Genomic DNA, 11,919 nt, shown 5'->3' on the forward strand with positions numbered 1-11,919 from the left:
CCATGCGGCCTGCAACAGCGCGTCATTATTGCCGCTGCGTGATTTTGCAGTCAGGCTGTATAAATCGCCCTGAGCCTGCGGGGTCATGCTGCTGCTGATTGTTCCGATATTTTTAAGCGCGGAGGCAATACGGTCTGCCTCGTCTTTGCTGCTGAAAGTACCGAGATCAACAAACTCACCCTGCTCCGCACCGGCCTGCAGATATTTTGCGGCCTGCGCATTGCGCCATTCGGCAGAGGCTGCATCCGGCATCAGCACTTTGGAATAGATACCCTCATTGGCCTGAGCGATGCGGTTTCCGGCATAGGCGCTGACCAGAATATCATTCTGCGCAGATGCATAGAGGCCATATGGCTTATCCAGCGGCACAGGAATAACAGATGGCAGCACAGGCGCTGCACCGTCAGCGTAACCGAAAGGCAGCTCCGGCTGTGCGGAAATCTGGTCAAATGCGCTGGCCGCACCCTGTTCTGCACGGTTTGGTGCAGATGTCGGTGTCGGGCCGTTCATGGCCATCATCACGCCTGTCGCAGGCTGGCCGATGCTGTCGCCGCCCGCCGGACGGTATGAGGCGAGCAGGAATGCATCATCCTGACCATGCAAAGGCGCACGGCCAACATATTCCACTTTAACATTCGCGGTGCCGTGATGCTTGTAATCCAGCATTTCAGCCGCTTTTTCCGACATATCAATGATACGCTCGTTGGAATAAGGGCCACGGTCATTCACGCGTACAATAACTGAACTGCCATTGGCGGTATTGGTGACACGGGCATAGCTTGGCAGCGGCATGGTCGGATGCGCGGCTGTCAGATGGGTCATGTCATAAACTTCACCATTGGCGGTCAGACGGCCATGAAATGCCGAACCATACCAGGAAGCGCGGCCGACCTTCACATAATTCGGGTCTTCCTTCGGCTTATACCACTTGTCTTTGACTTTATAAGGCTTGCCGACCTGATTGCGGCCGCCGCCGCGCGGGATTTTCTTGCCATTGGCAACACGCGGACTGGCTTTTACGCCATAGACAGATTCTGCAAAATATTCCTTGGAGCGCTTTTTCTTCTTCACTTCCGGCTGGGGAGAGGCACAGGCTGTAACCAGCAATCCCACCACACCAAGACAAAGAATATGTTTCACCCGAGAAGAATGCAGCATCCGACCCCCGCTCTTGTTCATTGCAACAGGCCCATGCGGCTGTTTCTGAAATGACTTCATTACGCTACTCAAACCCATTACAAACAACAACATTCAGTCTGCAACAAAACCGGCATTTCCCCTGTCATTTATACCAGTCAGACAATGCCAGCCTGTCACTTGTAAAACGAAACAGTTTCAAAACCTTTATCCCGCCTTTGTTCAGAGCGGAAAATGCACAACATTTGGCGACTGTTCGCAAGAATTAATTGATAGAATCTTAAAAATCCGCACAAAGCAAATCCCCAAACCTTGCCCGCCGGTTTTTTCGCCTACATATTTAAATCAGATCTTTCATTATTTATGTGTATTTCGGGGGATAATTTCTTTTTTGATAATCAGCAGAACAACAAACCCTATTTGATTAACTCGCTTTATTAACAATGGTTTATTGCCATGAAGAAACAAACAAATATCTGTCAGCAGCTTTATCCGCCCCAAAATCGCGGTGCCGGATTTCTCTTGATGTGCCCGCGTTAACCAAGTTTATATTTCGCTGGGGACAGATGAAATTCTGCTTTGATCTTTTCCTGAAATAAACCGCTGTCAGAAATGCTGCGGACATGCATCTGCCTCCGATGAAGGAAGAAGAGTTTGAGTACAGAACTGAACCTTGCTGTCGTCATGCTTATTGTAGCAATTATTCAGGTTTTACTTCCTGCGTTTTTCCGCAACGGCGAGACAGGTCTGGATTATAATGCCGGACCACGTGATGAGGCGGGGCCACCTGTCGGCATTATCACCGCACGGCTGCAACGGGCGCAGCGCAATCTTTATGAAACCCTGCCCCTGTTTCTCGCTGCCGTGCTTATTGCCCATATTGCCGGTCGGGAAAGCGGGTTCACTACTGCAGGCGCGTGGATCTATGTTATCGGGCGCATCTTTTATATTCCCGCTTATGCTTTCGGGATTCCTTATGTGCGAAGCCTGATCTGGGTTGTCTCTCTGGCCGGACTTGGCATGATAATTTTGGCACTGACGGGGCTATTCGTATAATGCAGGTTTATGTATCGCTAAAATAAAAAGCTCTTATTTATAAAGAATTTACGCCAATTCCTGATTTTAATAGGCTTGAAAGAACTATTCCTTTATGTGGAGGAGAATATCGGGTTGGCCAGTAATTTCTATTCAGCATTTCCAGTCATTAACTGAAATATTCAGACTACAGCATACGCTCAGGGATATTTGAACAGACTATGAAATCAGCTCTTATAAAAGCCTTTATTGTTTCTGCTGCGGCTGCGCTGCTTTGTGTTGCAATCAACATGATTGTCGGGCTTATCCGCAATGAGCCGGTTGGCACGCTCAGCATCAGCCTGAGTCTGATCCTCCCCCTGATTACCGCTTTTCCGGCGATGACGGTAGTGTTTCACCGTAATACGCAGCTTTCAAAAGCATTTTCCGATCTGGAGAAAGCCCATCATGAATTACAGGCGCGTTCAAAGATCGATTATATGACCAACCTCTATAATCGAGAGGCTTTCTTTGAAATGATGCGCACTGTCCGCTCCCGTCAGGACGCAGGTGCAGTACTGCTCATTGATGCGGATCACTTTAAGAACATCAATGATAAATACGGCCATACAGTCGGCGACCGCGCCTTAAAGCTGATCGCCTATGCTTTGCAGAATGTGACCCGTAAAGGTGATCTGGTTGGCCGTGTCGGCGGTGAGGAATTTTGCGTTTACCTGCCCAATGCCAGCCGCGCTGCCGCTATCAGCGTTGCCGAGCGTATTCGCGTGGAAATAGAGAATACGCCGTTTTATGTATCACAGAGCCATGTTGAACCGCTGACAATCAGTGCGGGCGGAGCCCTTGCCTATAAAAGCGACAGCAATTCGCAGATTTTCAGCCGTGCCGACCATTGTCTTTATGAGGCGAAAAATCAGGGGCGGAACTGTATTGTTTTTGAACCGGCAGAAGCAGCTGAAACAGATGCCAGGAAAATTCACCTGATTTCAGATGCGGAAGAAAGCCGGGACCGGCGCAATTTCTGACGGATTACGCTCTATTTCCAGAGCGTAATCACGTCCTCAGCTGTGGAAACCGGCGAAAAGCCCATGCGCTGATAGAGCTGCAAAGCGCGCGGACTATCAAGCGTATTGGTTTCAAGGCGCAGTTTTTCCGGATTATGCGACCATGCTGCTGCCAGAGCCTCGGCAAAGAAGAATTTTGCCAGGCCCCGCCCCTGATAATCCGGCACCAGCCCGAAATAGAGCAGATCGACGCTCTCCGGCAAATTGAGTCGCATTTCAGCAAAACCTGCGGGACAACCATCCACATAGAGCAGCAGAATGCGGGTTTCTTCGGCCTGAATGATCGAGGTAACAGTCTCGTCATTCTGCATACGGCGCAGCATCCAGTGATGCGGCTTGCCTATGACCTCATAAAGATAGCGATAGAGATGCACCGGCATATTTTCTGCCAGCATGATTGCCAGCCGGAGACCGGCAGGCAAAGGCACCGCAACATTTAACGGCGCAGCCATTTCCAGCCGGGTAATATTAACGCTCACTTCATCAGCGAGCGTTTTATCGTCGTTATCCGTAGGATCGCTCATAGGGTTCCGATCTTTATTTCAGGGCATGCATATTTCATTATGTACGCCGGATCGCTCAACTGCTTTGTTTTCCTGATAATGACAAGGAAAAGCAGCGATATTATGCCGGAGCCTTACCGAAACGGATACGATAGCGGCGGTTTTCTTTGCCTTTTTTCTCAACCTTGCCGATATGAATTTCACCGATTTCAGAGGTATTGGCCACATGCGTGCCGCCGCATGGCTGAGAGTCCACGGAACCATTGTCGCCGATCAGCACCAAACGGATACGTCCTTGCCCGACTGGCGGGCGCACATTCTTGGATTTTACCAGATCAGGATTGGCAGCCAGTTCTTCATCGCTGATCCAGTTTGTAGTCACCGGCGATGCGGCATTGACCATTTCCATCAGCTTTTCACTGACCTGCTCTTTTGTCAGGTCATTGCCCTGCATGTCGAAATCAATGCGGCTGTCATCAATATTGACCGAAGCGCCGGTCACCGGAAACGGACAAATCACGGAAAGCAAATGGCAGGCTGTATGCATTTGCATCAGCTTGAAACGGCGCTCCCAGTCGATCTCTGCAATCAACTCTTCACCAAGCTGTGGCAGTGTTTCACCTTCAGCAGGCACATGAATGAAATCATTCTTGGTTGCGCCGTTAACAGTGGTGGCAATCTGAATGACGCTGCCGTCAGCACGGCGCAGCAAACCGCTGTCACCCGGCTGCCCGCCGGATGTGGCATAGAACACAGTCTGATCGAGAATAACGCCGCCTTCATCCGTGAGACCGATCACCTTGGCCGGTGTCGCTTTCAGATAAGCATCTTCGCGGAAAAGCGGATTGGTTTCCAGACTCTGTGTCATCATACCCTCATGCAAATATTTAAGAAAAAGTCTTTTGCGAGAGGTTTAAAGCAGTTTCAGGAAAAGTAAAACCGCTTTTCCTGAAACTATGATAACAACATAGAGACTAGGTTTTACACCTCGTAAGGGACTGCAATGTCTGAACGTGTCAGAAGCCATTGCGGCACCGGCAGGCCACGCTCTTCAAGGAAGGCCGGATTATACATTTTCGACTGGTAGCGATTACCGTAATCAGCCAGAATTGTCACAATCCGTGCGCCTTTGCCAAGATCTTTCGCCATGCGGATAGCACCGGCAATATTGATAGCCGATGAGCCGCCAAGGCAGAGACCTTCTTCCTGCACCAGATCAAAAGCGATTTTCAGAGCATCTGCATCGCTGATCTGATAGGCGAAATCCGGTTTGAAACCTTCAAGATTACCGGTAATACGTCCCTGCCCGATACCTTCCGTGATGGATGATCCCTCAGCCTTCAGTTCACCCGTGGTGTAATAGGAATAGAGCGCCGCGCCTTCCGGATCAGCCAGCCCGATTTTGATATCTTTGCTGAAGCCGCGCAGACCCTCTGCCACACCGGCCAGTGTGCCACCGGAACCGACCGCACAAATGAAACCGTCAATTTTACCTTCAGTCTGCTGCCAAATTTCCGGTGCTGTTGTCTCAATATGCGCCTGACGGTTGATCTGGCTGTCAAACTGGTTTGCCCAGATCGCGCCATTCGGCTCGGTTTTGGCCAGTTGCTCGGCCAAGCGGCCGGAAAGCCGGACATAGTTATTCGGGTTTTTGTAAGGAACAGCCGGAACTTCAATCAGTTCCGCACCCAGCAGGCGCAGAGCATCTTTCTTTTCCTGACTTTGTGTTTCAGGGATAACGATAACAGTGCGATAGCCAAGTGCTTTGGCCACCATGGTCAAGCCGATACCGGTATTACCGGCAGTGCCTTCCACAATCACGCCGCCTTTGCGCAAAAGCCCGCGTTTTTCTGCATCACGGATAATATAAAGCGCCGCGCGGTCTTTGACGGACTGTCCCGGATTGGCAAATTCAGCCTTGCCGAAAATCTCGCAGCCGGTGAGCTCTGAAGCTTTGTTCAGGCGGATCAGCGGCGTGTTGCCGATCGCCTCGATCACAGAATTTGTTACACCTGACTGCACCATTATATTTGTCCTTTAATTCTGCGCAGAAATACGCATTGCTGCGCCGAACCTATTGTTGCTGAACAGCTTATTCAAGGTACAGTTTTCCGGCAAGTCTGCATCCGACAATAAAAAAACACCGCCGGAAAGCGTTCCAGCGGTGTTTTATTTCACTATTATGCAAGGTTTAGAACAGGCTTATAAATTAGCTGTTCCAGTCCTGACCCGCACGTTTCTTATTGCGGTGGAAGGTCTTTTTATTCGCAGGCTTGCCGCTATTGGCCTGACCGGAATTATAACCGGCGCCCTGAGCGGAGCTTTTGCCGCCACGACCGGAATGATTGCGGTTCTGACGGCCACGTTCGCCCTGTGCAGGCTTTGCTTCGCGTGGCTTGGCAGGTGCGGCATCATCATAAAGTTCACGCACATCGGAAAAACCAGTGGTGCGCTGTGGTGCTTTATCCAGATTTTTATACGGGCGCGAGGTTTTACGCTTGCCGGTGGCACGCGGATCAGGCTTTGGCCATTCGTGCTCGAAAGTTGGTTTTTCTGTGCGCTCAGGCAACGGGCCAAACTGCGGCGGCAGGTCTTTCAATGTCAGCTTATTGCGGATAACACGCTCAACAGCCTTGAGCTTTGCATGTTCTGTACCGCCGTCATAAAGTGTAATCGCTGCACCGGAGGCACCATTACGACCGGTACGGCCAATACGGTGTACATAGCTCTCCGGCTCATCCGGCAGGTCATAATTGATGACATGGCTGATGCCCGGAACGTCAATACCACGCGCAGCAATATCAGTAGCAATCAGCACACGCACGGAACGGTCTTTAAAGCCGTTCAGCGCACGCTGACGGGCGTTCTGCGATTTGTTGCCGTGAATGGCTGCAACAGAATAACCGTCTTTTTCCAGCGTACGTGTTACCGCATCCGCGCCATGTTTGGTGCGGGTGAAGACAATAACGGTTTCCAGCTTAGGATTGGTCAAAAGGCCGGACAGCGCTTTTTTCTTGTCCTTGGTCGGTACGGTATAAACAACCTGTGTAATTTCAGCCGCAGTTGTACCGGCAGGTGAAACTTCAACACGCACCGGATCACGCAGCAGGCCTTCAGCCAATGCCACAATTTCCTTAGGCATGGTTGCCGAGAACAAAGCAGTCTGACGGTCAGAGCGTGTTGCTTTGGCAATGCGTTTCACATCATTGATAAAGCCCATATCCAGCATACGGTCGGCTTCGTCCAGAACCAGCCATTTGGTGGCGGACAGATCAACGCATTTATCACGCACCAGATCGGTCAGACGACCCGGTGTTGCCACCAGAATATCCACGCCCGGCGCCATTTTGCGCACCTGAGAGGCGCGGGAGACACCGCCCAAAATCAAAGCGGTCGAAAGATGTGCGCCTTTGGTGAGCACACGAACGGTTTCTTCAATCTGCACAGCCAGTTCGCGGGTTGGCGCGAGGATCAGAGCACGACAGGTTTTAGGCAGACGCTTATCGCCAAGTGCCAAAATCTGCTCGATGATCGGCAGGGAGAATGCCGCAGTCTTGCCGGAGCCGGTCTGCGCGATACCCAGAATGTCTTTGCCCTTAAGCTGGGCTGGCAGGGATTGCTGCTGAATTGGCTTTGGCGAAGTCATGCCCGCTGCATCCAGATTTTTCAGCAAAAGACCGGTAATGCCCAAAGCGGCAAAGCCAGCATTATCTTCAGTTTTAGCGGCAAAGCCGGAGGTTTCCTGAATTTCCGCAACAGCGGTCAGGTCGGTTTCATTTTGATTTGTCAAAATATAAGCTTTCGATATGCGCTGCCGGCCGGGAGAACCGGACACACGCATCATCAGACCACCATGCGCAGCTGGCAATCCGGAAACAAATTTTTATACGACGAAGCGCCGGAACATTGATGTTCTCACGCGACTTGCGCTGCCGTATCCGGTACGGAATGACCGGATTATTTCACCTCTTCATGAGGCAAAGTTTCAAGACGCAACGAAGTCCAGCATGGAAAGCCCTAATGCAATATCTCGCATCAGACCCAAGCGCCTGACCTGCATATGGGCGCTTTCGTGTTAAAAAGCAAATGAAATAAACAACAGTGTCCTATGCAAATAAACATAGGACACTGTTTAAACCTTCATCAGATGATGAAATCAGCTAGAACCTGATTATCGGTAATATCCTGATAGGCCCAGCCCGCTTCCTTGAACTTCTTATCGAGAATAGCGAAGTTCTTCGCATCTTTCGTTTCGATACCAATCAGCACAGAACCAAAATTTCGCGCCGATTTTTTCAAATATTCGAAACGAGCAATATCATCTTCCGGCCCCAGCAGATCGAGGAACATGCGCAATGCACCCGGACGCTGCGGGAAGCGGAAGATGAAATATTTCTTCAGCCCTTCATAGCGCAGCGCACGTTCTTTGACGTCCGGCAGACGTTCAAAGTCGAAATTACCGCCGGAAACCACCAGAACAATGGTTTTGCCTTTGAGTTCGCTCTTCTTGAAATCTTTCAGAGCATCAATTGCCAGAGCACCGGCTGGCTCCAGCACCACGCCTTCAACATTGAGCATTTCCGTCATCGTGCCGCAAAGACGGTTCTCCGGCACATTGATAACGGATGATGCCGGATAGGTTTTGAGAATTTTGAAATTCTCTGCGCCCAGCTCACCAACAGCCGCACCGTCAACAAAATTATCAACAGTCTGCAGCTTGACGCGCTTGCCTGCTTCAAGGCTGAGTTTGAGGCTCGGCGCACCCTGCGGCTCGACAAAGCGAAACTCTGTCGGCCAGCCCAGTGCTTTCACATAAAGCGTTACACCGGCAGAAAGACCGCCGCCGCCAACCGGCAGCATCATCAGATCGGGGATTTTGCCTTCCGGCAATTGTTCGGAAATTTCCTGCGCAACCGATGCCTGACCGGTGATGATGCCCATATGATCGAATGGCGGCACCATCAACCCGCCTTCAGCCTTGGCATAATCCTGCGAGGCGGCATAGCACTGGTCAAAAATATCGCCGACCAGACGAATTTCGATAAACTCGGCACCGAAAGCGCGGGTCTTGTCGATCTTCTGTTGCGGCGTTGTCACCGGCATGAAGACCACGCCCTTGCGGCCGAAATGGCGGCAGACATAGGCGAAACCCTGCGCATGATTGCCCGCAGACGCACAGACAAAAACCGCATTCGGATCGGCTTTTTTAATCGCGGCAGAAATAAAATTGAATGCACCACGGATTTTATAGGAGCGTACCGGCGTCAGGTCTTCGCGTTTCAGCCAGATATCCGCACCATATTTGCGCGACAGATAATCATTACGCAGCAAAGGTGTTTCGCCGAACAGGCCGCGCATTTGCTGCGTAGCCTGTTTTACCGATTGTATAAAATCACTCATAGGAACAAATCAACTTTCTCGAAGCTACGCACATCCACCAAACCGATATCGGAAATGCGCAGTTCCGGTATCACCACAAGAGCCAGCAGCGAGTGCTGCATATAGGCATTATTCAATGTGCACCCCATCGCAGCCATGGCTTTCACCAGCTTGTCCGCTTTTGCTGCAACGATCTCGGCACGTTCATCAGACATCAGTCCGGCAATCGGCATTTCCACACAGGCCAGTTCCCTGCCCTTGGAATAAAGCACCACGCCGCCGCCGATCTCACCCAGACGATTAACGGCCTTTGCCATATCTTCCTTATTGGTGCCGACAGCGATGATGTGATGGCTGTCATGGGCAACGGTTGAAGCCAGCGCGCAATCCAGCGTATAGCCAAAGCCGGACACGAAAGCATTGGTAATCTGTCCTGAACCGCGATGACGCTCAACCAGAGCAATCTGGCAAACATCATTGCGGCGATCCATCTGCACAATGCCGTCACTCACTGAAAGTTCGGCTTCCAAAGCGCGTGTCGGTGCCTGATTTTCAATCACGCCGATAACGCGCGCCGTTACATTTTTAGTTGGCTTTGGTGATTGAATATCAAAGTCTTGTGCCGAGAACTTACGACCAAGCTTTACAGTGTTTTTCGCTTTTGCCGGATATTTATAAGGTGCAATTTCCGCAACCAGTTTGCCCTGCTCAGCCAGCAGGACACCGCGTCCGTAAACGCGCTCAATCGTCAGCGCCGAGAGATCAGACACGATCAGGAAATCCGCACGGCGACCCGGTGTGATAGAGCCGATTTCGCGCTCTAAGCGGAAATGCTGAGCCGTATTAATCGTCGCCATCTGAATGGCCGTCACCGGCTTCAAGCCTTGCGCAATAGCATGGCGCACAACGCGATCCATATGGCCTTCATGCACCAGAGTGCCGGAATGGCTATCATCGGTGCAGAGCACAAAATTACGGGAATCCAAGCCCTGCTCGGTAATCGCTTTGACCTGTGTTGCCACATCGAACCATGCGGAACCAAGGCGCAGCATTGCGCGCATCCCCTGACGTACACGAGCAATCGCATCTTCCGCGCGTGTGCCTTCATGGTCATCCTCAGGGCCACCGGCCACATAGCCGTGGAATGCACGTCCGAGATCAGGCGAAGCATAATGGCCGCCGACCGTCTTACCGGCATTCATCGTGGCATCAATCACGCCGCGCATGGTCGGGTCATTATTGGCAACACCGGGAAAGTTCATCACTTCACCAAGACCGATAATATTCGGCCAGCTCATGGCTTCCAGCACTTCTGCCGCACCGATTTCCGCGCCGCCATTTTCCAGTCCCGGTGCAGAAGGCACACAGCTCGGCATCTGTACGTAGACATTGACTGGCATGGCCATAGCTTCATCATGCATCAGCCGCACGCCTTCAAGCCCAAGCACATTGGCGATTTCATGCGGATCAATAAACATCGAGGTCGTGCCATGCGGAACAACCGCACGGGTAAATTCTGTCACAGTCACCATGCCGCTCTCGACATGCATATGTGCATCGCACAGACCCGGCACCAGATAGCGGCCTTCGGCATCCACAACCTTGGTTGTCGCACCGATACAATGGGTTGCATCATGGCCAACATAGGCAAAACGCCCTTCGACAATAGCAATATCAATGCCGGCAACAATCTCGCCAGAGTAAACGCTGACCAGACGACCGTTACGCACCACCATATCGGCTGGCTTGCGCCCCATGGCAACATCAACCAGAACAGGCGCAGATGCTGCCCATGATTTGATTTCAGTTTTTGACTTTTTAAGATCTGATGATGACAAGATAGCCTCCATGGCATGACCGGTCATAAATATATCCGGCTCAGGCAAAAATCAGTTTTGCCAAGTTTAGCCGGAAATTACCAGTTTGTTTTGATTGTTTAAGCAATTATCTCATCGGATTACACAGCTAAGCCGCGTCTCTCAAACGGCACAATAATTATTATAACACTGACTATATAATACTTTACAGCAAAAGCATTTTCATGGCAGCTTCAGGAAAATTCAAATCGGGAGCGATAGAATATGGACGGAAAAGTAGCGATTATTACTGCCGGTGGTTCAGGCATGGGCGCAGCGGCGGCACGCAAACTGGCGGATAACGGCTATAAAATTGCAGTTTTATCCTCATCTGGCAAAGGTGAAGCGCTGGCAAAGACCTATGACGGCATCGGCGTAACCGGCAGCAACCAGTCTAATGATGACCTGCAAAAGCTTATCGACAGCGCACATCAGAAATGGGGTCGCGTAGACGTATTGGTGAATAGCGCGGGCCACGGGCCACGTGGCGGTTTGCTGGATTTTTCAGATGAAGACTGGCATCGCGGCATGGATGTTTATTTCATGAATGTGGTGCGCTCTGTGCGACTGGTAACGCCAATCATGCAGGCGCAAAAAAGCGGCTCGATCATCAATATCTCAACATTTGCAGCCTTTGAGCCGGATCCGGCTTTTCCGGTCTCCAGTGTGTTCCGCGCTGGCCTCGCCTCCTACACCAAGCTGTTTGCCGACAAATATGCTGCTGACAATATCCGCATGAATAATATTCTGCCGGGCTTTATCGACAGCCTGCCGGAAAAGCAGGAATTCAAAGACCGTATTCCGATGCAGCGCTACGGTACCGAGCAGGAAATTGCCGAAACCATCGCATTTCTGGCGTCTGATGGCGCGGGTTATATTACCGGCCAGAATATCCGCGTTGATGGCGGCATTACGCGTTCAGTTTAAGATTATCTTGCCGCGACCGGC

Annotated in this window: 10 protein-coding genes; 3 read left to right on the forward strand and 7 right to left on the reverse strand. The window is 51.2% G+C overall.

Going from position 1 to position 11,919, the window contains the following annotated elements:
* Positions 1-1,158 (reverse strand): septal ring lytic transglycosylase RlpA family protein (locus tag A918_RS20820; RefSeq protein WP_022712081.1); only part of this gene is annotated, 1,158 nt, incomplete at its 3' end.
* A gap of 633 nt (positions 1,159-1,791) precedes the next feature.
* On the opposite strand from A918_RS20820, the gene A918_RS0116285 reads away from it, so the two are divergent.
* Together A918_RS0116285 and A918_RS0116290 are read left to right on the forward strand one after the other, a co-directional pair.
* Positions 1,792-2,193, forward strand: a complete 402-nt coding sequence (locus A918_RS0116285; RefSeq protein WP_022712083.1) for an MAPEG family protein — start codon at positions 1,792-1,794, stop codon at positions 2,191-2,193.
* 200 nt (positions 2,194-2,393) lie between these two features.
* On the forward strand, positions 2,394-3,194 hold the full coding sequence (locus A918_RS0116290; RefSeq protein WP_022712084.1) for a GGDEF domain-containing protein: 801 nt from the start codon (positions 2,394-2,396) through the stop codon (positions 3,192-3,194).
* Between the two features lie 11 nt (positions 3,195-3,205).
* Here the strand turns inward: A918_RS0116290 and A918_RS0116295 are convergent, their stop codons facing one another.
* From A918_RS0116295 to ade, 6 genes are all read right to left on the reverse strand, one after another.
* The gene (locus tag A918_RS0116295) at positions 3,206-3,757 is read right to left on the reverse strand and encodes a GNAT family N-acetyltransferase (protein ID WP_022712085.1); all 552 of its coding nucleotides are present in this window, start codon (positions 3,755-3,757) and stop codon (positions 3,206-3,208) included.
* Positions 3,758-3,857: 100 nt separating this feature from the next.
* Positions 3,858-4,604 (reverse strand): alanyl-tRNA editing protein, encoded by a 747-nt coding sequence (locus A918_RS0116300; RefSeq protein ID WP_033316203.1) that lies wholly within the window; start codon positions 4,602-4,604, stop codon positions 3,858-3,860.
* 113 nt (positions 4,605-4,717) lie between these two features.
* Positions 4,718-5,761 (reverse strand): cysteine synthase A, encoded by a 1,044-nt coding sequence (locus tag A918_RS0116305; RefSeq protein ID WP_022712087.1) that lies wholly within the window; start codon positions 5,759-5,761, stop codon positions 4,718-4,720.
* 184 nt (positions 5,762-5,945) lie between these two features.
* Positions 5,946-7,502, reverse strand: coding sequence for a DEAD/DEAH box helicase (locus A918_RS20825; protein WP_371257529.1), 1,557 nt, complete (start codon positions 7,500-7,502; stop codon positions 5,946-5,948).
* Positions 7,503-7,879: 377 nt separating this feature from the next.
* The gene (ilvA, locus tag A918_RS0116315) at positions 7,880-9,136 is read right to left on the reverse strand and encodes a threonine ammonia-lyase IlvA (RefSeq protein WP_028233901.1); all 1,257 of its coding nucleotides are present in this window, start codon (positions 9,134-9,136) and stop codon (positions 7,880-7,882) included.
* Entirely contained in the window at positions 9,133-10,872 is a 1,740-nt protein-coding gene (gene ade / locus A918_RS0116320; protein ID WP_245257348.1) for an adenine deaminase, read from the reverse strand. The genes ilvA and ade overlap by 4 nt, the downstream gene beginning before the upstream one ends.
* 324 nt (positions 10,873-11,196) lie before the next feature.
* On the opposite strand from ade, the gene A918_RS0116325 reads away from it, so the two are divergent.
* A complete protein-coding gene (locus tag A918_RS0116325) occupies positions 11,197-11,898 on the forward strand; it encodes an SDR family oxidoreductase (RefSeq protein ID WP_022712091.1) in 702 nt (233 codons plus the stop codon).
* The last annotated feature ends 21 nt before the right edge of the window (positions 11,899-11,919 follow it).

It is taken from the genome of Pseudochrobactrum sp. AO18b, from assembly GCF_000409565.1.
In the GTDB taxonomy this organism is placed as follows: domain Bacteria; phylum Pseudomonadota; class Alphaproteobacteria; order Rhizobiales; family Rhizobiaceae; genus Pseudochrobactrum; species Pseudochrobactrum saccharolyticum.